Source organism: Lacinutrix iliipiscaria, assembly GCF_042686125.1.
Classification (GTDB): domain Bacteria; phylum Bacteroidota; class Bacteroidia; order Flavobacteriales; family Flavobacteriaceae; genus Oceanihabitans; species Oceanihabitans iliipiscarium.
This window is the reverse complement of sequence record NZ_JBHUOV010000007.1, coordinates 178,449-203,487: the sequence shown is the minus strand read 5'-3', so window position 1 is coordinate 203,487 and position 25,039 is coordinate 178,449. Positions and strand designations below refer to the sequence as shown.

Genomic DNA, 25,039 nt, shown 5'->3' with positions numbered 1-25,039 from the left:
AGCCAATAAGTCTCTTATTTTCCTGCTCTAAACAAAAGTTCTTTTTCTGCTTTTGTCAAACTATCATAACCACTCTTACTAATTTTATCTAGAATGATATCTATTTGCTTTTGATTATTAAACTCTTTAAACTCTTCTTTAGTATAACCAGCGACTTTCCCACTCTTCTTATGAACGGTTTTTAAGTTTGATTTATTAGATTTAAAAAAGTTAACAATCGCATCCATAAAACGTTCAAACCCTTTTCCTATATCGTTTCCTTTATGTAATTGTGTTCCATAAAAATAACCCAAAATAGTTCCTCCAAAATGTGCTAAGTTTCCGCCAGCGTTTCCACCAAACAAACCCATAAAATCTAATACTACAATTGCTATTCCTACATGTTTAAGCTTAATATTGAAGGTGAAAAAGCGCAAATCCATATTTGGCATATACGCACACATAAAAATTAGCAGTGCTCTCACAGCAGCTGAAGCACCAACTAAACGATGTCCAGAATCAAACACATTTGGTAAAAGTAAATAGCCTAATAAAAAAACAATGGCACCAGAAATTGCGCCAAGAAAATAAACATTTAGGCCTAGTTTTGTATTAAATAAATTGATGAACATTTTCCCAATGATGTACAACCAAAGCATATTAAATAGAATATGAAAAAAGTCGTAATGTAAGAAGGCATAAGAAACAATAGCCCAAGGTTGTGTCATAAAATCTGATAAATTACTAGGTAATTCAAACCAGCTTAAACTTGATTCAGTATGTAGAACAAGCTTTAAAATATGAGCGATAAAAAACACAAAAACATTTGCAACTATCAGTTTTTCAAAAACATTTAGTTGTGTTAATTTTTGTTTGATATCTTGTGTTAGACTCATAAATCCCAACGGTTTTTATTAAACTGATTTTTCTTCCAATACCACATGATAATAAATCCAGTAATTGCGCCTCCAACATGAGCCATATAGGCTGTATTACTTGGACTAAAGAACGATTGTCCTGAAATTGCAGAAATAACATCTAATAATATAATTCCTGGAATAAAATACTTCGCCTTAATAGGAATTGGTAAGAAAATCATCATGAGTTTTGCTTCAGGATTCATCATACCAAAAGCGGCAAGAACCCCCATAATACAACCAGATGCACCAACCATAGATGCATTATATATAGGAAAAGCATCTTTCAGATTTAGTAATTGACTATCCGTTATTCCTACGAGAGCTTCATTTGAAGTCAGCATTTGAATAATTTGATCATTGGTAAGTCCAGAACTTATTAATTCAGAATACAAAGGCACATAATTAAAATAGTAATACCCTAATTGAAATAAAACCGCACCAAGTCCAGCCGAAATATAAATAAACAAAAACTTTTTACTTCCTAAAACCTGCTCTACTGGTGAACCAAACATCCAAAGGGCAAACATATTAAACAACAAGTGCGTGAAGCCTCCATGCATAAACATATGCGTAATAATCTGCCAAGGCTGAAAAGCGTCGTTTTTAGGAAAATATAACGCAAACCACTCGTAGAATAATTGTCCGCCACCAATAGTTAAAGTACCTATAAACATGAGGACGTTAATAATTAATAAGTGCTTTACGGTATCTGTGATTCTATTCATTTATTCAGTAATATTATAAAAATTTTCTGTCTAACTCATCTAAAGTCATGGTTACAAAAGTTGGCCGATGATTAGGCGACACATTAGGTTCTTTACAAGCAAATAACTTGTTAACCATATACTCTTGTTCCTGTATGGTTAAACTTTGTCCTGTTTTAATCGCTAGGCTTTTTGACATTGATTTGGTCAACAAATCGGTTGCGCTAAAATTACTATCAGGCACTTCATTTTCAATATCGTTAATAAGTTGTTCTAAAATTATTGAGACTTCACTTTCTGGAACACTAACAGGAACGCCTGTAATTTCTAAACTTTCATTGGTAAGATTTGCAAACACGAATCCTGTATGCTCTAAATCTTCCTTAATTTGATTAATAATGGTCATGTGTTGTGGCGAAAAATGTAAAGCCAGAGGAAACAGTAACTGCTGACTCATCGCTTCTTTAACCGTTATATTCTTAAGGAAATCTTCATACAAAATACGCTGATGTGCTCTATGCTGATCAATGACTAACATCCCAGATTTTATTTTACTTATAATGTATTTATTATGAAGTTGAAACGTAGATTGTTGTTGACCTATTGCATGTTCATTTTGAAACATTGAAACCGTTTGCTCATCACTTTCAAATTGTATTTCACTAAAGTCTTGCTGTGACTTCGTTCCTTTTGATTCTAATCCAACATACAAGCCTTCCCAATTACCAGCGACTTCCTTTTTGTAAGACATTTGTGTTCTAGAAGCAGTTGCTTTTTCCTCTTGAAAAGGGTTAAAGTTTCTATTAACTTCTATACTTGGGCTATTGGCATTTTTATCTTTAAAACCATAAGGAGTATCTAAATTCGAATCGCGCTCGAAATCTAATACTGGCGCAATATTGAATTGCCCTAAACTATGTTTTACTGAAGCACGTAAAATAGCATACAAAGTCTGCTCATCATCAAATTTTATTTCTGTTTTTGTAGGATGAATATTAATATCTATGGTTTTAGGATTGACCTTTAGATTTAAAAAATAACTTGCATGTGCACCATCTTTTAATAAACCTTCAAAAGCAGAAGTTATCGCATGATTTAAATAAGCACTCTTTATAAATCGATTGTTGACAAAAAAGAATTGTTCACCACGAGATTTCTTTGCAAATTGAGGCTTACCCACAAATCCAGAAATTTTAAGCACTTCCGTATCTTCTTCAACAGGCACTAATTTCTCGTTGGTTTTGCTTCCAAAAATATTTACAATTCGTTGTCTATAATTACTTTCAGGAAGCTGAAACATTTCACTTCCATTATGGTACATTTCAAAAGTAATATTTGGATGTGCTAATGCCACACGATGAAACTCATCAATAATATGGCGAAGTTCAACCTGATTAGACTTTAAAAAATTACGTCGTGCAGGAATGTTAAAAAATAAATTTTTAACAGAAATCGACGTGCCAACAGGAGTCACAACAACCTCTTGCTCTACAACTTCACTACCTTCAATAATAATACTAGAACCCACTTCATCTTGCTCTTGCTTTGTTTTTAGTTCAACATGAGCAATAGCAGCAATACTCGCTAAGGCTTCGCCACGAAAGCCTTTAGTGTTTAGTTGGAATAAATCTTCTGCAGTACGGATTTTAGAAGTTGCATGACGTTCAAAGCTCAAACGCGCATCAGTTGTACTCATCCCTTTACCATCGTCAATAACTTGAATTAGGGTTTTTCCAGCATCTTTGACAATTAATTTTATGGAAGTGGACTGCGCATCAATGGCATTTTCAAGTAATTCTTTAACAACAGAAGAAGGTCGTTGAACGACTTCTCCAGCCGCAATTTGATTCGCAACATGATCAGGTAAAAGTTGAATAATGTCTGCCATGAATTATTTTGAAAAGAAAATGGATAAGTCAAAATCTATAATAAATAAGAAAATTAAAACAAATACAGCAATCAGTATGTAAATGGTTTTATTAAAACCAACATTACTTCTATTTCTATAACTTATTCTATTTTCATGCCATTGCCCTGAGAAATCATTTTTATTATAGCTATCTGAGTAAGCATCAAACTTAGTAGGATATTTGGATGTATCTACTTCTTCTTTGCCTTTATAAAACCTAGGTGTATAATTAAATCTTTTATTTCTTGATAATCCTTTTATTATTGTAAACTTGATTGGTCCCATAATCTCTTGATTTTAATAACGTCCTAAAATATATAACAGTATTAATACAGCTATCAAAAATAACACCATAATTGGTAATCTAGAAAAAGAACTTCCTTTTTGGTTAGAGCTACGTTTCATTTCTTTCCATTTAGAAGTTATATCTTCTTCTTGGTTTTGCTCAAACGCTCTTTGGTGCCTAGGTGTGTAGCTAAACTTTTTATTTTTGCGTTGTTTAAATAAATTCACCTGAAATTTAGTGTATTCGTTACATCCAAATTTACTTAATTTACTAAGAAATAACGGTTTTTAAGTGCTAAAAATTGTTAACATTTTAGGCTATAAAGCTAAAGAGAGGGTTTTTACTTTTTATTTAAAAAAGCCATTTTAATGGCAGCAACTGCAGCCTCTGTGCCTTTATTGCCATGTTTACCTCCAGAACGATCTAAGCCTTGTTGCATGGTGTTATCTGTAAGCACGCAGAAAATTACAGGAACATCATGTAAGACATTTAAATCTTTAATTCCTTGAGAGACACCTTCACAAACAAAATCAAAATGTTTGGTTTCACCTTGAATAACACTACCAATAGCTATAACTGCATCAACGTTTTGTTGTTGCATTTTTTTACAACCAAAAATAAGTTCGTAGCTTCCTGGAACATTCCAACGTAGTATTTGATCTTCTGCTACACCATTTTCAATAAGTGCATTAAAAGCACCTTCAAAGAGTCCTTCAGTAATCTTATCGTTCCATTCAGAAACAACAATCCCAAATCGAAGGTCTTTCGCATTTGGGATTGTAGCTTTATCGTAATCTGATAAATTTTTATTTACTGTTGCCATGTTATTTATTTGCCAACACTTCTGCTTTTCCTATAAACAAATCAATATCTATAGCTTCTGTAGCTGAAGAAAAATCTTCTTTAATTCTTTTAAAATACTTTAAAGCATCTGCCGCTTTCCCTAAATCTAGAGCAGTAATACCAGCTTTGTATAAGTACATAGGTGTAGTTAAATCATTTTTTCGCATTTCAGCAGCTTCAATATAATAGCCTAATGCATCTTCTTTTTGATTTAACTGCACAAAGGCATCACCTATGGCGCCTTTTGCTATTGGTCCAAAAACTTCATCTTCATCATTACTAGAAAAATTACTTAAATAAGTGACTGCATTTTTGTAATCTTTCATATTTAAGTAAGCCATTCCAGCGTAGTAATTAGCAAGATTTGCTGCAGGTGTTCCGCTATGTTCAGAAACAATATCTAACATCCCATACTTGCCTTCTCCTCCATTTAATGCTAAATTAAATAATGAATCTTTATCTGTAGCCACTATAGCTTCATTATAATATTTTTGAGCTTGAAACATGTCATTCATAGCTTCAGTTTGTGCAGGCTTAGCTATAAATTCTTTATAACCTAAATAACCTAACACTACTGCTGCAACAATAGCAATAAGAACAAAAATATACTTCTGATTTTTGATAACCCAATCTTCTGTTTTAGAAGCGGTTTCATCTAATGTATTAAAGACTTCAGCTGTTGTTGAATTTTCTTCTGCAACATGTTCTATTTCTTCTTTCGTCTTCGGTTTATACCCTCTTTTCTTGTAAGTTGCCATATATTCTTAATTTATGCGTGGCAAAAATAAAATTTTTCTTCAGAAATAAGGTTTATTTATTTGTTATTTTTCAATATTTTGCAAGACCTATTTAAAGAAAACAACTTCTTAAATAGGCTTTACCCAACTTTTTTATGTTTTTAAAATCACTTTCTTTACTGAATTACAAAAATTTCGAGAGTATTTCTTTTAATTTTAATGAAAAAATAAACTGCATTGTTGGCAATAATGGCATAGGAAAAACCAATATCTTAGATGCAATTTATCACCTCTCTTTTGGCAAAAGTTATTTTAATCCAGTAGCCTCACAAAACATTAAACACAATGAGGAATTCTTTGTTATTAATGGTGATTATGAAAAAGAAAAAACTACTGAAAAAATCGTCGTTAGCTTAAAACGTGGACAAAAAAAGATAATTAAACGTAATAATAAAGCTTACGAAAAATTTAGTGAACATATTGGTTTTTTACCCTTAGTTATTATTTCTCCTGCAGATCGTGATTTAATTACTGAAGGTAGTGACACAAGACGCAAATTTATAGATAGTGTAATTTCTCAAAGTGATAAGACCTATTTAAATGATTTAATAAAATACAATAAGGTTTTGTCGCAACGCAATTCTTTATTAAAGTATTTCGCACTTAACAATACTTACAATGCTGACACCATTGAAATATATAATAATCAACTTACTGAATTTGGTACAGACATATTTAAAAAGCGTGATGCCTTTTTACAGGAATTTATACCCATTTTTAAATTAAGATATGAGGCAATTAGCAATAAAAATGAAGCTGTAGATTTACTTTATAAAAGTGATTTATTTGAAAACAATCTACTTACGCTTTTAAATCAAAATATCAATAAAGATAAAGCTTTACAATACACAAGTGTGGGCATACATAAAGACGATTTAAACTTTACTATTGAATCACATCCTATTAAAAAATTTGGAAGCCAAGGTCAGCAAAAATCTTTTTTAATTGCTTTAAAATTGGCTCAGTTTGATTTTATAAAAAAGCAAAGTGGTGTTAATCCTATTCTGCTTTTAGATGATATTTTTGATAAATTAGATGAACAACGTGTAGCGCAAATAATTAAATTAGTAGATGATGAAAACTTCGGACAGTTATTTATTAGTGACACACATGCAGAACGCACTGAAAACGCAGTAAAACAAGTACATCAATCTTTTGAGATATTTAAATTATGAAGCATTCCTACTTATTATTTTTTGTGTTATTGATTTTTAACTGTTCTCCAGATCCTAAAACTTTTATAGAATACATTGATGGATATTGGGAAATTGACCAAGTAATTCTTCATAATGGAATCAAAAAAGATTACAACTATAACGATACAATTGATTATTTTGAAATCAGCGATAGCCTAATCGGTTTTAGAAAAAAATTAAAACCCAATTTTGTGGGCACCTTTGAAACCTCAAAAGATGTCGAAAACATAAAAGTTATTTTTGAAAACGACAGTTTAAACCTATACTACTCAACGCCTTTCTCCCAATGGAAAGAAACTATTTTATTCGTAACAAATGAACAGCTCAAAATAATAAATCAAAATAAGGATGTATATTTATACAAACGCTATCAACCTTTAAACTTAGAATAATGGCCAAGCGCAATAATGAAAATTTAAGCATCTCAGAAGCATTAAAAGAATTTGTGGAAACCAATAAACTAGAGCGAGGTTTAGATAAAATAAACGTTGCTGATGCTTGGGCTAATTTAATGGGAAATGGTGTCAACAATTACACAACAGCCATACAATTAGAACGTGACACCTTATACATTCAATTAAGTTCTAGTGTGTTACGAGAAGAATTAAGCTATGGTAAAGAAAAAATCATTAACATGCTTAATGAAAACTTAGGAAAAGACCTCATTAAAAAATTAGTTTTGAGATAAAACATGAATAATTATGTTTTATTAAAATTATTGGCACTATATTTGCCTTAACATAAATAATTAATATTTAATATTTTAACAATGAGTAAAGGAACAGTAAAGTTCTTCAATGACACTAAAGGTTTTGGTTTCATTACAGAAGAAGGTTCAAACAAAGAACATTTTGTACACATTTCGGGATTAATTGACGAGATTCGTGAAGGCGATGAAGTTGAATTCGAATTAACAGAAGGAAAAAAAGGATTAAACGCAATAAACGTAAAAGTTATCTAATATATACGCTTATCTTTTTAGAACAAAAAACGCAACCAATGGTTGCGTTTTTTTTATGATAAATTTTCAAAAAAAAGCGTCACCTGAAAAGTGACGCTTGTAAATAATTTACTTAAATATTATTTTTTAACCAGTTTAATAACAGTTTTAGCATGGATAGAATTTACAGTCATAAAATAAATACCTGATGACAAATTAGTCATGTCTATATTTTGCTCTAAACTCATGGTTGATAAATCGATATGCTTGATAAATCGACCATTAATATCGTGTATTTCTGCAGTTTTCAAATCTATTTGTTGAGTCTTACTTAAAGTAAACACGCCATTTGACGGATTAGGAAAAACAATTATACTACGATTTAAAGTTTCAAATTCTTCAACAGATAATGGTCTTGCACAATTATAAATTACAATATTATCTAAGTACCATCCTATTCTTCCGTTACAACCATCACTTCCCAATTCCCATCTAAACCAAGCAGAATCATTTGCTCCTAGTCCGATAGCAGATAAATCGATTACACTTTTTCCCCAGCTTCCAGAAGACGAACCTCCATCTACACCAGTAAAGGCTGGTTCTCCAGGCATTGGGTTATCATTTTCACCTCCATTTATTGCTCCGTTATACGCATTAAAAAGAAAAGCATCACTTGGTAAAACAAACCAATCTAAACCATTTATACTATACTTCATATTTCCACCATCCCAATCTGGTTCGGTAGCAACATAATGATCAAAAGCCATTTCAAATGTACCCTCATCATAATCCGGTAAAATTATTTCCGGACTTTGTAATCTAATAATTCCATTTTCTAAATCACTACGACAATCCCCATTTACTGGATTAGCAGCAAATATTGATTGACTTGGCCAACTATCTGGACTGTTGGTTTCAATAACCCAAGGTCTTGAATCCCAAGTAGATGGATTAGTAGGAATTTCTGTTATGGTCCAGCTTCCAGTACCTGATTCCCAATCTTCCATAAAAACAGCGTTAGTTGTTGCTGCTCCACATAAATCTGGAGTGGCATCAAGAATTGGTTCAAAACCACAAGCATCAGGGTTTATTCTTAATTCAACTGCTAGAAGCGTGTTAACAAGTTGGTTATAATCTGCAATAGTAATTATTTCACCTGAAGGACCTGCAGGAGTACTAGTTGTTGACAAACCTTGTAAATTAATTCCTATTAAGTCAGTACATGATGATTCTAAGGCATCTGCTAAAACAGCAAAATCACTAGTTGCAGTTAAATACGTTTCTTGTGCACGCCAAAAAATATGTGCAGCTTTGGTAAATCCTAAACCAGTTATTGTTTGTCCGTTATAAGTTCCTCCATCGACTAATAAAGCATAAGCATGATTAGGTATTCCTGAATTTATATGAACACCACCTGAATCTCCTGTACTACACCAATAGTTTCCATCTGTAACTTTACCAGGATCACCTTTACAAGGTGGATTCCACATATCGCGGATTGCACTTCCAAATGCTGTTGCATCTTCACCAATCATCCAACGGTCAGAGCTATTACAACCAGTTCTCAAGGATACATCATCATCTGCATCTTCATAATTATTTAAAATGTCTATCGTTTCTCCCCAAATGTCAGAATAAGACTCATTCATGGCACCAGATTGGTAAGAATAAATTAAACCACTTGTATATTCTGTATAAGCATGTCCCCATTCATGAGCAATAACATCATCAGATGCAGTCCCATCACAATAATTAGCTGTAGAACCATTCCAATTAGCATTAGGGCATGAGATACCAGGATTATTATTTATTGTTCGCATCGTAATATCAGCTCCGTCGTAAGATTGATATCCAAAAGCATTATTAAAAAAGTTATACATATGCGCTGAAGCTTCAACTTCATTTCTTTGCCATATGGTTAACGATCCTGGAAAAGCATCACCTTCTTGCCAGACAATATTGCCTTCATTGTTTTCATAAACTATACGATCTAAAGCATGAGCCATTCCAGTAAATTGTTCAACAACAATACCAGAATGTGCATCAACAAAAACAAATTCTCTAACATCTAAGTTATTACGAACTTCAACTTCATATACCAAATGACGCGTTGTATAATGCCCTTGAGCTAATCCTTTTTGAAAAACATACAAAGTATTTTTATTGATATATAAAGGCGCTCCAGATTTATTTATATCCTGCCCTTCAATAGTCTGAGTTGCCACAGAATTAGCAATAGCTTCACTTATATTTGGAATGGCATTTAATTTAATATTTGGAATAAAATTACCATTTACTGAAGTTAATTTGCTTTCGTTGTTAAAATGAAATCTTAACGTTCCATCATAAATTGGAATACCATTATGAATTTGTTGAAGCGATACATGTTGAAATCCGAAATTATCAGTCTTCACACTTTTAACAGTAAAAGATTCATTTGCAGGTGAATTTAATGCAAAAATACGCTTATAAGTTTCTAAAAAAGAAAACGTTTTTTCTTGAATTGTGGAGCCACTAACCTCTAACGGGTTATGACTTGGAAACCTTATAAACTCAGCAATATTTAAGCTTTCATTTATAGTAATTTTAGCATTTGCAGTCCTCTCTAACTCTTTAATGGCATCTTGAGGATTTTGAGCATACATAGTCATTGTAAGAAATGAAAATGCAGTAAAAAGTTGAATTAAATTCTTCATCAATTTGATTTTTTTGCTAAAGATAATATTCTATATTTAATATAAGTGTAATAGGACTAACAAAAAAAACCTGCAATTAAATTGCAGGTTTTTTTTTATGCTCGGATTTTAAACTAAAACATTTCTCTTCCTGAAAAATGAAAAGCACCTTCAATCGCTGCATTTTCATCACTATCACTTCCGTGTACAGCATTTTCTCCGATAGAGGCTGCATACAATTTACGAATCGTTCCTTCGGCTGCTTCAGCAGGATTAGTCGCACCTATTAACGTTCTAAAATCCTCAACAGCATTGTCTTTCTCAAGTATAGCTGCTACAATTGGCCCACGAGTCATATATTCAACCAACTCTCCAAAGAATGGTCGCTCATTATGTACAGCATAAAATGCTTGAGCATCAGCTGTAGTCATTTGTGTTAATTTCATCGCTACTATTCTAAACCCAGAAGCTGTTATTTTTTCAAGTATTGCACCAATATTCCCTTTTTCAACAGAATCTGGCTTAAGCATTGTAAATGTTCTATTTGTTGCCATTTTTTTAAAAATTTATTTTTTTCAGTTTTATATAATTTGATGAAATTTTGTATCTAAATATTCTTAAAGGAAATTTTCATTAAATCACGTATAATTCGGGTGCAAAAGTAAGGTATTTCTTTAGAAAAACAATACAAACCATTATTAAAAAATTGTATATTCGTTGTCTATGAAAAAACAAGAAATTTCAAGTCTTAAAACACTACTTAATTCGCCAAAAAAAATAGTAATTGTACCTCACAAAAACCCTGATGGTGATGCCATAGGCTCTACTTTGGGGCTTTTGCATTATTTATTAAAATACAATCATGACGCCTGTATTATTGCCCCGAATGATTATCCTGAATTTTTAAAATGGCTGCCAAATGAACACGCTATTTTAAAGTATGATACTCAAACTGAAGCTAGTAATTCTATCATTAATCAAGCCGAAATAATTTTCACATTAGATTTTAATGCTTTAAATAGAACTGGTGAAATGGAAGCCATTCTAAAACAAAGTAAAGCCCTTAAAATAATGATTGATCACCATCAACAACCTGATGATTATGCATTATACACCTATAGTGATGTAAACATGAGTTCTACCTGTGAAATGGTTTACAATTTTATTGATTTTTTAGATGATGTCGCAAAAATTGATGCTAATATTGCGACATGCTTGTATACTGGTATTATGACAGATACAGGATCTTTTCGATTTAAATCGACAACCAGTACTACACATCTAATTATAGCCGATTTAATTACTAAAGGTGCACAAAACGCACAGATACATAACGCTATTTATGATACTAATAGTTTTAATAGATTGCAATTATTAGGCTGTGCCTTAAGTAACTTAAAGATGTTGCCAGAATACAATACAGCTTATATTACGTTGTCGCAAAACGAATTAAACTCATTTGATTATAAAAAAGGAGATACCGAAGGCTTTGTTAATTATGCTTTATCTCTAAAGCATATTATTTTTGCTGCAATTTTTATTGAAGATCAGCAACAAAATATAATTAAAATTTCATTGCGATCTAAAGGAGAATTTTCTGTAAATGAATTTTCAAGATTACATTTTAGCGGAGGAGGTCATACAAATGCTGCAGGAGGTAAAAGTGATTTAAATCTTAGTGAAACCATTGAAAAATTTATTAGTATATTACCTAGCTATAAAACTGCCTTAAATAATGAATAAATTTTTAATTATAGCGTGTGTATTTTTATTCTGTTTTTCTTGCAAATCACCAGAAGCTAGAAAACCCGAATCAGTTACATCTGGGTCTTTTATAAAAGAATCCGTAGAACGTAATAAAAAATTATACGCCAAGGAACAGTCTAGTATTGAAGCCATAATGAAAGAAAATCCTGAAGAAAATTATATTGCTTCAGAAAGTGGGTTTTGGTATTTTTACAATACAAAACAAGAGGACTCTTTAGCAACCCCAGATTTTGGTGATGTTGTGAATTTCAATTACAATATAAAGGATTTAAATGGAACTCTCATATATTCTAAAACAGAATTAAAAACTCAAAACTACGCTATGGATAAGCAAGAAATGTTTACTGGTTTACGTGAAGGTTTAAAACTAATGAAAACTGGAGAAACGGTAACTTTTCTATTTCCTTCGCAAAAAGCGTATGGCTATTATGGAGACAACAAAAGAATTGGCACAAGTGTGCCACTAATATGTGAAGTCACAGTAAACTCAATTACTCAAAATCAATCTAATTAATATGAATTTATTAAAAACAACTATGAAAATTTTTATTCTTGCGCTTTTATTAAGCACAACATCATGCCAAGATAAATACCCAGATTTAGAAGATGGCCTGTACGCAGAATTTGTAACCAGTAAAGGAACAATGGTTGCTAAATTATTCTACGAAAAAGCTCCAGTTACTGTGGCTAACTTTGTAGCTTTAGCAGAAGGCACTCACCCTAAAGTAGTAGATTCTCTAAAAGGAAAACCATTTTATAACGGTCTTATTTTTCATCGCGTAATGGATAAATTTATGATTCAAAGTGGAGATCATACAGCTACTGGAGCAGGAAATCCTGGATATCGTTTTTTTAGTGAATTTGATGAAACACTCAAACACGATAAACCTGGTATTTTATCCATGGCAAATTCTGGTGGATTAGACACAAATGGCACTCAATTTTTTATCACTGAAGTTGTCTCTCAGTCAACCATAAACTTAAATGCTTACTTACCAGATGGCTCATTAAAAAATTGCGAGCAAAGAGGTGTAAGTTGTCATGCTGTATTTGGCGAGTTAGTTATAGGATTAGACGTTCAAGATTCTATCTCTAATGTTAAGGTTGCTGCTCGAAACAGACCTGTTGAAGATGTTACTATTCAAGAGCTAAACATTATAAGAAAAGGAAGCTCTGCAATAGCGTTTGATGCTGCTAAAGTGTTTACCGAAAATGAACCTAAGCTTGCTGAAAGACATGAAGGTCTAAAAGAAAAACAATTAGAAGCTTTAAAGGAAAAGTCGAAAATAGCAGCAGAAAATTTTAAAGAAGCAAATAAAGATTTACAAGGTGAAGTTTTTGAATCACCAACAGGTATTATAATGATAAAAACTAAAGTAGGAAATGGCGAAACACCAAAGCCTACAGATAAAGTAAATATTGATTGTGCAGGTTACTTTGAAGATGGAAGATTATTCTATACCACTTGGGAAGATGTCGCTAAAGAAAATGGCATGTACAATGAAAATGGTACATACGCACCTTTTGATCGTGTTTACAATCCGAATGCTGGATTAATCCCTGGTTTTAGAGAAGCCTTTTTAAAAATGAATATTGGCGACAAAGCCAAAGTGTTTATTCCTTCATATTTAGGCTATGGAGCAATTCCTAACGGACCAATTCCTGCGAATTCAAACTTAATTTTTGATATAGAACTTGTAAGCATTAAGAAATAACATTTTGCATCCATAAATCAAAAAGCCTTTAAATACTATTTAAAGGCTTTTTGATTATGTTCTAATTAATTCGGTAGGAAAATCACCTATACTTAATTGTATTTCGTATGATACTAGATTTTCTGTTCCAGAAGCTCCTCCATAGTCTCTAACACGAATTCTAAAAACGCCTGATCCAAAGTAATCTTCATTAATTCCAAACCTTTGATTTAGAACAAACGCATTTACAGGTGTTGAAGATTGCCCTAAAAATTCAATTGCATTATTAAAAGTTGAAATGGGTCTCAAAATCCATCCCTCTTGGACATTCCCAAATAATTCTATTTCTCTATGCGAAAACTCCCAAGTAGCTCTAGAAATACCTCCATTATCCAATCCAGAAAAAACGATGCTAAAAGTAGCATTCTCGTTCATATTTAATTGATAAGTAGTACTTAAATCTTCTTGAGTAAAAGTTTTCTGGAATCCATCTCCTGTTATTTGAAAGGAGAATGTAGGTGGTGTATTATCTGTTTCTGGAATTCTAGTTCCACAACTAAACAATAAAAAGCAAATAAATAATGACCAAAAAATATTAAATATTTTCATAAACTGATTTTTTAAGTTTTTTATAATCAATGTGTTATAAGATAAACATCATCTTATAAAAAAACAACAAAATCGAATTATATTTTATTTCTTTGGAATATGCTTCAATATCTCTAAAACAAACTTCCAGTATTTTTGAGCAGAAGAAATACTTGCTCTTTCATCTGGAGAATGTGCACCTTTTATTGTTGGTCCAAAACTAATCATTTCCATATCTGGATAGTTCGTCCCAAGAATCCCACATTCTAAACCTGCGTGACATGCAGCAACATGTGCTTTCTCTCCATTCATTTTTTCATATAAACCATCAAGGACTTTTAATATCGACGACTCCATATTTGGAGCCCAACCTGGATAATCGCCAGAAAATTCTACCTCACAACCTGTTAATTCAAAAGTTGCTCGAAGTGTATTGGCTAGATCCATTTTAGAACTCTCTACAGAACTACGCGTTAAACATCCTATTTTAATTGCACCATCTTTAACTATAACTCTCGCAATATTATTTGATGTTTCTACTAAATCAGGAATATCTGCACTCATTCTATACACGCCATTACACGCTGCATAAATAGCACGTGTCAAACCTTCTTGCACACCAAGATCCATTATAGTTTCTGGAGTTTCTGTTTTAGAAACCGTAATTTCTAAATCTGGCTCCATGGTTTTTAATTCGGCTTTAATGGTTTTTGCCATGTCTTCCATTTCAGCAATAAAAGCAGCTTCATGCACAGCATCTATAGCAACTATTGCATTACTTTCTCTTGGGATTGCATTACGTAAACTTCCTCCATCAATTTCTGAAATACGCAAGCCAAAGTTTTCAAAGCCATCAAATAAAATACGATTCATAATTTTGTTAGCATTACCTAATCCCTCATGAATTTGCATTCCTGAATGGCCTCCTTGCAAACCATTAACTGAAATAGTAAAACCTATTTTAAACTCTGGTGTGTCTTCAACTTTATATGTTCGTGTTGCTGTAACGTCAATTCCACCAGCACAACCCACGCCTATTTCATCATCTTCTTCTGTATCTAGATTTAATAAAATTCCGCCTTTTAACAAGCCTCCTTTTAAACCCATTGCTCCTGTCATTCCTGTTTCTTCATCAATAGTAAACAAAGCTTCAATTGCTGGGTGGGCAATCTCTGAACTCTCTAAAATAGCCATAATTGTTGCAACACCTAAACCATTGTCTGCGCCTAATGTTGTGCCTTTGGCACGAACCCAATCTCCATCAACATACATCTCAATGCCTTGTGTATCAAAATCAAATTGAGTCTCATTATTTTTTTGGTGAACCATATCTAAATGTGATTGCATTACAATAGTCACTCGGTCTTCCATACCAGATGTTGCTGGTTTTTTTATAATGACATTACCCACTTCATCTTCAATCGTTTCTAAACCTAATTTGTTTCCAAAATCTTTCATAAACGCAATCACGCGTTCTTCTTTTTTTGATGCTCTTGGTACTGCATTAAGGTCTGCAAATTTATTCCAAAGTTGTTCTGGCTGTAATTGTCTTATTTCTGAATTCATCTGTAAGTTTTAAAAGTTTCACAAAGGTAATTATTACTAACATAGTATTACAAACATTTGCTTATTTTTGAAAGATGTTGAAAAACCCAAAACCTTATATTGCGTTCTCTATTATACCACTTTACTGTATCGTTAAGTTGCTTTCTAACTATCCTGAATTTATAGAAAACTACTACAGCAATGGTTTATATCCAGTAATTTCAAATCTTTTTAGGTTTACATTAGGATGGATTCCTTTTTCTTTTGGTGATTTATTTTATGCTTTTTCAATTATTTACATTTTTAGATGGCTCCTAAAAAATAGAAGACGAATTATTAAAGACACAAAGAAGTGGTTAATTGATGTTTTTGCAGCTGTATCTATAATTTATTTTGCTTTTCACCTTTTTTGGGCATTGAATTATTACCGAATGCCTTTACATAAAAACTTAAACCTTAAAGCAGACTATACTACAAATCAATTAATAAATGTGACTAAGCAGTTAATTGAAAAATCGAATACATTGCACCTTCAACTTTCCAAGAGCGATACTTTGAAAGTAGATTTTCCGTACACCAAAACCGAAATATTAAAACAAGTACCACTTGGCTATTCAAGTTTAGAGAAAGATTTTCCACATCTAAGTTATAACTTTAAGAGCATTAAACAATCACTCTTTAGTTTGCCTTTGACTTATATGGGATTTTCAGGTTACCTAAATCCTTTAACCAATGAAGCACATGTTGATGCTTTAATTCCTAGTTATAAGTTCCCAACGACAGCATCTCATGAAGTAGCTCATCAACTTGGATATGCTGCAGAAAACGAAGCTAATTTTATTGGGTTTCTAGCATCCACTCATCATAATGATTTATTCTTTAAATACTCAGGTTATACCTTTGGACTGAGACATTGTTTAATAGAAATTTATAGAAGAGATGCTGTAATTTATAATGAATTAATACAAAGTATCAATCCAGGAATTTTGAAAAATTACCAAGAAGTCCAAGAGTTTTGGGATAGCTATCAAAATCCAAGCGAACTTTTTTTTAAAATAGGTTACAGTACTTTTTTAAAAGCTAACAATCAAAAAGATGGCATGAAAAGTTACAGTTATGTCGTTGCTTTAATTGTAAATTATTACGATAGTAAGCTATAATTATTTGCAGTTTATTCCTTATATTAGTTATAATATTTCATTTTATGAAAACTTCTATTACTTTACTTGCGCTTTTTATAAGTACCTTATCTTTTGCTCAAACTTTGGAGCAACAAAACCTACTTAAAAAAAATTATTACCTATTTGACAGTTATACGTTTGAAAATATTCATGCCTTAAAGGAGAATTTAAAAAAAACGTCATTCCCTATTAAGAATCTGAATGAAATGAGTAATGGCTCTTTAGTATTCACTCCTCAAAATTTTAACAAGAACATATCTTCTTACGAATTCCCTAAATATAGACTACAGAAAGAATTGCAAAAAGTAATGCTAGAGATTCCTGGCTTAACCATACCTATTGACTACGAATCATTCAAAAAATAATTAAATAAGAGCAATATTATAAACGTTAATTCTTCAATAAATTAAAAATTTATTAATCCTTTTAATTATATTTAAAGCTTTACAATTTTAACCAGCCAATATGATTAAAAAACTCCTTTTACTATCACTGTTCTTGTATAGTTTTACAACAACAGCACAAGAATATTTTCCGAAAAACGATGGTGTAAAAACTACAAATTCAAACTATACTGCTTTTACAAATGCAAAAATATTTATCACACCAACTCAAATTATCGATAAAGGCACCTTACTTATTAAAGAGGGAAAAGTAGTTGCTGCTGGCGCTTCAGTTTCAATTCCTAAAAATGCGGTTCTTATTGACCTTTCTGGAAAAAGTATTTATCCTTCTTTTATAGATATATTCTCTGATTTTGGAATATCAAAACCTGAGGCCCTACCGCGTTCAAATCAGCCACAATATGATTCTAATAGACAAGGGTTTTATTGGAATGATCATATTAGACCTGAACAGAATGCCATTGATTTTTTCAAATATGATGATAAAACAGCACATTCTTTACGTAAAGCTGGTTTTGGAGTTGTAAATACCCATTTACAAGATGGTATTATTAGAGGGACTGGTGCTTTAATTGGCTTAACAGCTAATACCTCTCAGGCATCACAAATCATTGATAATAGATCTGCTCAATATTTTTCGACAAAAAAAAGTGTGCAATCTAGACAATCTTACCCTGGTTCTTTAATGGGAACCATGGCCTTATTACGCCAAGTGTATTATGATGCAAAATGGTATGCAAGTGGCCATTCAAAAGTAAAAGACAGAACGCTTGACGCCTATAATAACAACACCTCTTTAGTTCAAATAATGGATGCTGGAAGCAAGATGAATGTACTTCGTTTTAATCACATTGGAAATGAAACTCACATGAACTTTGTATTTGTCGGTGGTGGTGATGAATATGAACGTATCAATGACATAAAAGCAACAAATGCACCCCTTATCATTCCGTTAAATTTTCCTGATGCTTTTGATGTTGAAGACCCTTTTTTATCTCATGCTGCTGATATTTCCGATTTAAGAGCATGGAATCAAAAGCCTTCCAATCCAAAAGTTTTAGCAGATAACAATATCACATTTGCTTTTACACTTAAAGGAATTAATGCTCCTAAAGATATGATGCCACAGCTTTTAAAGGCTATTGAATATGGTTTAGATAAAACCAAAGCCCTAGAAGCACTCACAACTCATCCAGCGCAAATTTTAGGTAAATCAAACCTTATTGGTGCTTTAAAAAATGGTGCTTATGCTAACTTTCTGATTACCTCTGGAGATATATTTGACAAAGAAACTATTCTGTATCAAAACTGGGTTCAAGGCGAAAAATATGAGATAACTTCAATGAGTACTAAAGATATTCGAGGCAACTATAAGTTTAAACTTAATGGAAACTCTTACGACTTAACTATAACTGGAAAAGTTGATCAATTAAAATCAAAAGTAAAAAGCAATAATACTGACTTAGGTTCTAAAATAACATTTAAAGACGATTGGCTTAATCTTACATTTTCGAGCTTAGATTCTACAAATCAAAATTATGTGAGATTAGTTTCTAAAGTTTTAAATACGAATACTTTAAACGGTAAAGCAATTTTACCTAATGGAAGTGAGACCACATTCTCAGCTAAAAAAGAACCCAAAGAAGAACCAACTACAGCATCAAAAAAGAACGCTAAAGAAAAGGATGCTGTAAAAGTATTTCCTATTACTTTCCCTAATGAAGCTTACGGTTTTAAAAAATTACCTCAACAAGAAACGATATTATTTAAAAACGCAACTGTTTGGACTAATGAATCTGAAGGTGTTTTACAGCAAACAGATGTTTTAATTAAAGACGGTAAAATCGCTAAAATCGGAAATAACTTAAGTGCTAATAATGCAAAAATTATTGATGCAACTGGAAAATATATTACCTCTGGAATTATAGATGAACACTCACATATTGCAACCTCTTCAGTTAATGAAGGTGGTCAGAATTCCTCAGCAGAAGTCACTATTGAAGATGTCATAGATGCTGAAGATGTTGATATTTATAGAAACCTTGCTGGCGGTGTAACTTCTATCCAAGTTTTACATGGCTCAGCTAACCCAATTGGAGGACGTTCAGCCATCATAAAATTAAAATGGGGAGAGACTGCAGACCAATTAATTTATAATGACTCGCCTAAATTCATCAAATTTGCTTTAGGTGAAAATGTTAAACAAAGTAATTGGCAAAGCTTTAACCGTTTCCCACAAACAAGAATGGGTGTAGAACAACTCTATATCGATTATTTTACTAGAGCTCAAGAATACGAGACGTTAAAAAAGAGTGGAAAACCTTATAGAAAAGACACAGAAATGGAAGTTTTAGTTGAGATTTTAAACAAAGAATGCTTTATCACTTGCCACTCCTATGTGCAAAGTGAAATTAATATGCTAATGAAGGTTGCCGAAAAATTTAATTTTAATATCAATACGTTTACGCACATTCTTGAAGGTTATAAAGTTGCCGATAAAATGAAAGCTCATGGTGTTGGTGGCTCAACCTTTAGCGATTGGTGGGCTTACAAATATGAAGTCAATGACGCTATTCCTTATAACGCAGCAATTATGCATAATGCTGGTGTTACTGTTGCAATTAATAGTGATGATGCCGAAATGTCTAGACGTTTAAACCAAGAGGCTGCGAAATCTGTTAAATATGGAAACATTAGCGAAGAAGAGGCATGGAAATTTGTGACTTTAAATCCAGCAAAATTACTTCATATAGACCATCGTGTTGGCAGTATTAAAGTTGGAAAAGATGCAGACATTGTACTATGGAGTGATCATCCTCTATCTATTTATGCTAAAGCTGAAAAGACAATCATTGAAGGTGTCACTTATTTTGATATTGAACGTGATGTGCAGTTAAGAAAAGAAATGAAAAAAGAAAAAAACGAACTCATTAATATGATGCTTCAAGCAAAAAACAAGGGACTAAAAACAGTTCCTATTAAGAAAAAAGATAACGAAACATTTCATTGCGACTCAGTAGAAGAGCATACACACTAAAAAACAAAAAAGATGAAAAAATTAAATCATTACATTTTAGCAGCTTTTTTATTGTGTTCTTCAATAAGTATAGCGCAACAAACTCCAGCTTCTAAACAAACCAAAGAAAAAGCAATTGCAATTATTGGAGCAACAGCACATATTGGAAATGGCGAAGTCATCACTCATAGCATTATCGTTTTTAAAAACGGAAAAATTGAAACCGTTGGAGATTCCAGAGTGATTAAAATGGATTTTTCAAACATGGATATCATTAAAGCTGAAGGCAAACATGTATATCCAGGTTTTATTGTTCCAAACTCAACTTTGGGTTTAGGAGAAATTGATGCTGTAAGAGCGACTCAAGACAATGATGAGATTGGGAGCATGAATCCTCATATACGTAGTTTAATCGCCTATAATGCTGAATCTAAAGTAGTTGAATCTATGCGACCTAATGGAGTTCTTATAGGTCAAATAACGCCACAAGGCGGACGCATTTCTGGAACCTCTTCTATTGTACAATTTGACGCTTGGAATTGGGAAGATGCGGCTTTAAAGGTAGATGATGGTTTGCATTTAAACTGGCCAAGTCCATATTCAAGAGGACGTTGGTGGCTAGGCGAACCTTCACATTTAAAGCCTAATAAAGATTACACAAAACAAGTTGAAGAACTTAACGATTATTTTCTTCAAAATAAAGCCTATCAAAATGGAGAAAAGCCATCTAAACATCTACCTTTTGAAGCAATGCAGAATATAATAAGTGGCTCTCAAAAACTTTACATTCATGTTAATGACGCTAAAGGCATTACTGATGCTATTGAATTTTCTAAAGCCAATAATATAAAGAATATGGTGATTGTTGGCGGTTATCAAGCACATCAAGTCGTAAATCTGTTGAAACAAAATAATATTCCAATACTACTTAAACGTGTGCACTCTAGACCAACTAGTGATGATGAAGATTATGATCTTCCTTTTAAAATGGCAAAAATTTTAGTGGATAATGATATACTTGTTGGATTAGAAGCTAATGGTGGACGTATGGAACGTATGAACTCTAGAAACTTACCATTTTATGCTGGAACATGTGTGGCTTATGGTTTAGATAAAGAAGAAGCTTTAAAACTCATTACAAGTAACACAGCACAAATTTTAGGTATAGATGATTTTTGCGGAACATTAGAAACGGGGAAAGACGCCACTCTTTTTATTAGTGAAGGTGATGCTTTAGATATGCGAACCAACAAACTCACTCGTGCTTTTATTCAAGGGCGTGATATTAGTTTAGAAACGCACCAAACAGAATTAAATGAAAGATATTCTAAAAAATATAAAGAGTAAGTAAAAAGAGAGCCAATTGGCTCTCTTTTTATGTGGTATTAATACTACTCTACAAATTCACCTTCCTCTGGTTTAGCAAATTTGCTAGATGCTATAGTCTCATCGGAAACTTGAATATCAATAAAATCTGTACTTTTCTTAGCTTCAGTTGGTTTATCATCTTTAAACCCATAACTTACTATTGTCTTAGGTAAGAGTAAACCATTAACTTTTTGCCATTCGCTATACTTTCTAAAATGCAATTCTTTTTTATCAATTCCAGGAACAAAAGAAACCGTATAACCCAACCACTCCATTTGGTAGGTTGTAGGATTGTAATATAATACATAACGATCTTCTGGTGTTTCACCAACTCCTGCATCATAGGTAACCTGTATTCCAGGATAAGTAACGCCTTCAAAGACTAAAGGCTCTGCATCTGCATAATTAATACCATCATCAGATAAAATAAAAGGCATTGCATAAAAATAAAACATAAGATTATAATAGTATTTAGGTTCATAACCTTTATACTCGTCTTCTGTTTTATTTACAAACCAGGCTTGCTTACCATCATAGCCTATGATTGATGCTGAGCTTTCAATTAAAGCTTCTCTAGAATTTAGGTTTGTTGTCGTCACTTCTTTTCCGTCTGGTTTCTCCATGGTAAAAGCTAAAGATTTCATAGATTTCCAGGCGTCAATTCCACCATGTGCACTAAAAACTTTAACGAGGTTTTCTGGATAATTAATAGCTTCTTCTTTAACAATCTCTTTAGTAGACTCTTTAGAATCTAAAGCTTTAGACGTTGTGTTGTTATCTTTACATGCTGAAAAAGCAAATAAAAGGGTAATCGCAAAAATGTAATTTTTCATTAATTGATTTGTTTATTGGTTTGAAACTTTGTCGAAAGGCGAAAATAAACATTACAAAAAAAGCTTCCGAATTACGAAAGCTTTTATAACTTAAGTTTAACGTATGGCGCTATTCAACAATAAGTTTTTCAACCGTTTTAAAATGGTTGTTTTTTAATTCTACAAAGTACATGCCTTTAGACAAATAAGACACATCCAATTGAACTTTATGGCCATCTATTTTACTGTTTACATTCAATACTAATTTGCCTTGAACATCATAAATATTAACGTTAATCTTTTCACTAACATTAGTATTAAACTCAATATTTACAAATGTTTTAGTTGGATTAGGATACAGCAAATAGCTATTAAAATTAAAGGTATTTATACTTAAAGCTACTGTGCTGTCTAAATAATCTGGAATACTATTTGAATTGGTATCATCGTCAGTAGGGTTGCCATTATTATTATAATCTTCATCTACAGTTAAAACGCCATCTCCATCATCATCATCGTCTAAATAATTCTCAATTAAATCACCATCAGTATCTATAAAATCATGCATAGTTCTTCCATCAACAATACTTATTTCATCAATCGTGTCTACAAGGTCGCCATCATCATCATTATCTAAATAATTAGGAATAGAATCCATATCAGTATCATCATCATCTAAATTGCCATTACGATTAATGTCTTCATCAGCATCTATGACACCATCTGTGTCTGTATCTAAACAATCCACAGCAATTAGTTCTAATTCTACAATTGAATAACATCCGGAGACTAAATCCTCTCCTCTAACAAAAAGGATTTGATTACTAACAGTATTGATATAAGGCGAAGTCAATGCGTTAATTCCATTTGCAGCATCGCTAAAAGATTCATGAAAAGTTAGAGAAACATCAACGCTCCCATTTAATATTTCATCTGTTCTAGAATCTAAATTATATTCCGTAATACCTCCAACAGTACATGCTTGTATTGCTGTAGGTGTTACAATTTCTGGTGATGTAAATACTGTAACGTTTTCTAATGATGAGTCTGGGCAATCTCCCCAAGTAGTATACATTACTGTATAGGTAGTCCCGTGAGAGCCTTCAGAAATTACGCCAGTTATTGGGTCTATTACTGCACCATCTCCTACTATAGGATTAAAAGCAAAGACGCCACCTAGATCACCAGTAATAGTTGCTGTTGCACCACCACAGTTTGGGGTCATAAAAAAGCTAGCATCATCATTAATTAACACAGTAAAAATTTGGATAGACGTTTCTGGTGATGGTCCAGCTGTAGTATATTCCACAGAATAAGTAGCCCCAGATACACCAAAAACCACTTCTCCTGTAATTGGAGAAATCGCAGCACCATCCGAAGGAATTGGATTAAAAGCAAAACTACCTCCTAAATCACCAGTTATAGTCGCTGTTCCACCTCCACAATTTGGTGTCATAAAAAACGAAGCGTCGTCATAGCACTCATCTGTATAAGTTTCAAAAGAAAAACCTTCTACAGCATACATCATAAAACTCATTGGTATAATTAATAAAAAAAGTACTTTTTGTTTCATAATAGTATAACTTTGTGCCATTAAAGATACGTGAATTAATGGCTTTCAAACAAATAACAAGTGCTAAAAACCCTTATATTAAGGAACTTGTCCTTTTAAAAGAAAAATCTAAAGTTAGAAAACAGTCACAATTGTTTTTAATCGAAGGGCTTCGTGAAATATCTTTGGCTATTAAAGGCGATTATGAAATAGACACTATTTTATTTTATCCAGAACTATTTTCAGAAAACCAGCTCAACAACTTAACAACCCCTCAGCTAAACGTTGTAGAAGTTTCTAAAGACGTGTATCAAAAATTAGCACACAGAGATACCACAGAAGGTATAATTGCTATAGCAAAAACAAAAGCGAATTCCATAGAAAACATAAAATTCAACACCCCAAACCCTCTTATTTTAATTGCTGAAGCACCTGAAAAACCTGGAAATATAGGTGCATTACTTCGTACATCAGATGCGGCCAATGTAGATGCAGTTATTATAGCCAATCCAAAAACCGATTTATATAATCCAAACATTATTCGATCTAGTGTAGGTTGTGTGTTTACCAATCAGGTTGCCACTGGAAGCACCTCAGAAATCATTCAGTTTTTAAAAGACAAGAACATTAATATTTATTGCGCAGCTTTACAAGCAAGTGCAGACTATCATACGCAAGATTTTACCAAAGCAACAGCTTTTGTAGTTGGTACCGAAGCAACTGGCTTAAGTGAGGAGTGGTTAAAATATGCGACTCAAAATATAATTATCCCTATGCAAGGAGAAATAGATTCTATGAATGTTTCTGTTGCTGCAGGAATTCTTATTTTTGAAGCGAAAAGACAACGCCATTTTAAATAGCAC

At 32.4% G+C, this 25,039-nt stretch carries 24 protein-coding genes; 12 read left to right on the top strand and 12 right to left on the bottom strand.

Translation table 11 applies throughout. From position 1 onward, the window contains the following. Window positions 1-14: 14 nt before the first annotated feature. The 6 genes from ACFS5M_RS11410 to ACFS5M_RS11385 form a co-directional block, all read right to left on the bottom strand. The gene (locus ACFS5M_RS11410; RefSeq protein ID WP_183488458.1) at window positions 15-875 is read right to left on the bottom strand and encodes a rhomboid family intramembrane serine protease; all 861 of its coding nucleotides are present in this window, start codon (window positions 873-875) and stop codon (window positions 15-17) included. Next, entirely contained in the window at window positions 872-1,624 is a 753-nt protein-coding gene (locus ACFS5M_RS11405; RefSeq protein ID WP_183488460.1) for a rhomboid family intramembrane serine protease, read from the bottom strand. Before ACFS5M_RS11405 ends, ACFS5M_RS11410 begins: the two co-directional genes overlap by 4 nt. 13 nt (window positions 1,625-1,637) lie before the next feature. Then, complete coding sequence (mutL, locus tag ACFS5M_RS11400) at window positions 1,638-3,491, bottom strand: DNA mismatch repair endonuclease MutL (protein WP_183488462.1); 1,854 nt, start codon at window positions 3,489-3,491, stop codon at window positions 1,638-1,640. Window positions 3,492-3,494: 3 nt separating this feature from the next. Beyond that, window positions 3,495-3,797, bottom strand: a complete 303-nt coding sequence (locus ACFS5M_RS11395; RefSeq protein ID WP_183488464.1) for a hypothetical protein — start codon at window positions 3,795-3,797, stop codon at window positions 3,495-3,497. 341 nt (window positions 3,798-4,138) lie between these two features. Then, window positions 4,139-4,621, bottom strand: a complete 483-nt coding sequence (gene ribH, locus ACFS5M_RS11390) for a 6,7-dimethyl-8-ribityllumazine synthase (protein ID WP_183488466.1) — start codon at window positions 4,619-4,621, stop codon at window positions 4,139-4,141. A gap of 1 nt (window position 4,622) precedes the next feature. Next, entirely contained in the window at window positions 4,623-5,399 is a 777-nt protein-coding gene (locus ACFS5M_RS11385) for a tetratricopeptide repeat protein (RefSeq protein WP_183488468.1), read from the bottom strand. 134 nt (window positions 5,400-5,533) lie between these two features. On the opposite strand from ACFS5M_RS11385, the gene recF reads away from it, so the two are divergent. The 4 genes from recF (at window position 5,534) to ACFS5M_RS11365 (ending at window position 7,595) form a co-directional block, all read left to right on the top strand. Continuing rightward, window positions 5,534-6,613, top strand: coding sequence for a DNA replication/repair protein RecF (gene recF / locus ACFS5M_RS11380; protein ID WP_183488470.1), 1,080 nt, complete (start codon window positions 5,534-5,536; stop codon window positions 6,611-6,613). Further along, window positions 6,610-7,026 (top strand): hypothetical protein, encoded by a 417-nt coding sequence (locus ACFS5M_RS11375; RefSeq protein ID WP_183488472.1) that lies wholly within the window; start codon window positions 6,610-6,612, stop codon window positions 7,024-7,026. The genes recF and ACFS5M_RS11375 overlap by 4 nt, the downstream gene beginning before the upstream one ends. Beyond that, window positions 7,026-7,322: a DUF721 domain-containing protein gene (locus tag ACFS5M_RS11370; RefSeq protein WP_183488474.1), complete on the top strand. Its 297-nt coding sequence runs from the start codon at window positions 7,026-7,028 to the stop codon at window positions 7,320-7,322. Before ACFS5M_RS11375 ends, ACFS5M_RS11370 begins: the two co-directional genes overlap by 1 nt. An 81-nt stretch (window positions 7,323-7,403) precedes the next feature. Next, complete coding sequence (locus ACFS5M_RS11365; RefSeq protein ID WP_183488476.1) at window positions 7,404-7,595, top strand: cold-shock protein; 192 nt, start codon at window positions 7,404-7,406, stop codon at window positions 7,593-7,595. Between the two features lie 119 nt (window positions 7,596-7,714). Here the strand turns inward: ACFS5M_RS11365 and ACFS5M_RS11360 are convergent, their stop codons facing one another. Together ACFS5M_RS11360 and ACFS5M_RS11355 are read right to left on the bottom strand one after the other, a co-directional pair. Further along, window positions 7,715-10,270 (bottom strand): M4 family metallopeptidase, encoded by a 2,556-nt coding sequence (locus ACFS5M_RS11360; protein WP_183488478.1) that lies wholly within the window; start codon window positions 10,268-10,270, stop codon window positions 7,715-7,717. 113 nt (window positions 10,271-10,383) lie between these two features. Then, a complete protein-coding gene (locus tag ACFS5M_RS11355) occupies window positions 10,384-10,803 on the bottom strand; it encodes a nucleoside-diphosphate kinase (protein ID WP_120201907.1) in 420 nt (139 codons plus the stop codon). Window positions 10,804-10,972: 169 nt separating this feature from the next. Here ACFS5M_RS11355 and ACFS5M_RS11350 point away from each other — a divergent pair, with 169 nt between their 5' ends. Genes ACFS5M_RS11350 through ACFS5M_RS11340 form a run of 3 tightly spaced genes read left to right on the top strand, consistent with a single transcriptional unit; the run spans window position 10,973 to window position 13,731 of the window. Then, on the top strand, window positions 10,973-11,992 hold the full coding sequence (locus tag ACFS5M_RS11350) for a DHH family phosphoesterase (protein ID WP_183488481.1): 1,020 nt from the start codon (window positions 10,973-10,975) through the stop codon (window positions 11,990-11,992). Beyond that, entirely contained in the window at window positions 11,985-12,530 is a 546-nt protein-coding gene (gene gldI / locus ACFS5M_RS11345) for a gliding motility-associated peptidyl-prolyl isomerase GldI (RefSeq protein WP_183488483.1), read from the top strand. Before ACFS5M_RS11350 ends, gldI begins: the two co-directional genes overlap by 8 nt. Window position 12,531: 1 nt before the next feature. Further along, the gene (locus ACFS5M_RS11340; RefSeq protein WP_379898878.1) at window positions 12,532-13,731 is read left to right on the top strand and encodes a peptidylprolyl isomerase; all 1,200 of its coding nucleotides are present in this window, start codon (window positions 12,532-12,534) and stop codon (window positions 13,729-13,731) included. 54 nt (window positions 13,732-13,785) lie between these two features. Here the strand turns inward: ACFS5M_RS11340 and ACFS5M_RS11335 are convergent, their stop codons facing one another. Both ACFS5M_RS11335 and ACFS5M_RS11330 read right to left on the bottom strand, forming a co-directional pair. Beyond that, window positions 13,786-14,319 carry a hypothetical protein gene (locus tag ACFS5M_RS11335; protein ID WP_183488485.1) on the bottom strand — a complete coding sequence of 178 codons (534 nt, stop codon included), beginning with the start codon at window positions 14,317-14,319 and terminating at the stop codon, window positions 13,786-13,788. Between the two features lie 84 nt (window positions 14,320-14,403). Continuing rightward, a complete protein-coding gene (locus ACFS5M_RS11330; protein WP_183488487.1) occupies window positions 14,404-15,864 on the bottom strand; it encodes an aminoacyl-histidine dipeptidase in 1,461 nt (486 codons plus the stop codon). A gap of 74 nt (window positions 15,865-15,938) precedes the next feature. Here ACFS5M_RS11330 and ACFS5M_RS11325 point away from each other — a divergent pair, with 74 nt between their 5' ends. From ACFS5M_RS11325 to ACFS5M_RS11310, 4 genes are all read left to right on the top strand, one after another. After that, complete coding sequence (locus ACFS5M_RS11325; protein ID WP_183488489.1) at window positions 15,939-17,003, top strand: DUF3810 domain-containing protein; 1,065 nt, start codon at window positions 15,939-15,941, stop codon at window positions 17,001-17,003. 44 nt (window positions 17,004-17,047) lie between these two features. After that, window positions 17,048-17,389: a hypothetical protein gene (locus ACFS5M_RS11320; RefSeq protein WP_183488491.1), complete on the top strand. Its 342-nt coding sequence runs from the start codon at window positions 17,048-17,050 to the stop codon at window positions 17,387-17,389. A gap of 100 nt (window positions 17,390-17,489) precedes the next feature. Beyond that, entirely contained in the window at window positions 17,490-20,465 is a 2,976-nt protein-coding gene (locus ACFS5M_RS11315; RefSeq protein WP_183488493.1) for an amidohydrolase family protein, read from the top strand. A 12-nt stretch (window positions 20,466-20,477) separates the two neighbouring features. Next, window positions 20,478-21,791, top strand: a complete 1,314-nt coding sequence (locus tag ACFS5M_RS11310) for an amidohydrolase family protein (RefSeq protein ID WP_183488495.1) — start codon at window positions 20,478-20,480, stop codon at window positions 21,789-21,791. 44 nt (window positions 21,792-21,835) lie between these two features. Here the strand turns inward: ACFS5M_RS11310 and ACFS5M_RS11305 are convergent, their stop codons facing one another. Next, window positions 21,836-22,645: a DUF6503 family protein gene (locus tag ACFS5M_RS11305; RefSeq protein WP_183488497.1), complete on the bottom strand. Its 810-nt coding sequence runs from the start codon at window positions 22,643-22,645 to the stop codon at window positions 21,836-21,838. A 109-nt stretch (window positions 22,646-22,754) separates the two neighbouring features. Then, window positions 22,755-24,197, bottom strand: a complete 1,443-nt coding sequence (locus tag ACFS5M_RS11300) for a T9SS type A sorting domain-containing protein (protein ID WP_183488499.1) — start codon at window positions 24,195-24,197, stop codon at window positions 22,755-22,757. A gap of 38 nt (window positions 24,198-24,235) precedes the next feature. On the opposite strand from ACFS5M_RS11300, the gene ACFS5M_RS11295 reads away from it, so the two are divergent. Continuing rightward, on the top strand, window positions 24,236-25,036 hold the full coding sequence (locus tag ACFS5M_RS11295; RefSeq protein ID WP_183488501.1) for a TrmH family RNA methyltransferase: 801 nt from the start codon (window positions 24,236-24,238) through the stop codon (window positions 25,034-25,036). The last annotated feature ends 3 nt before the right edge of the window (window positions 25,037-25,039 follow it).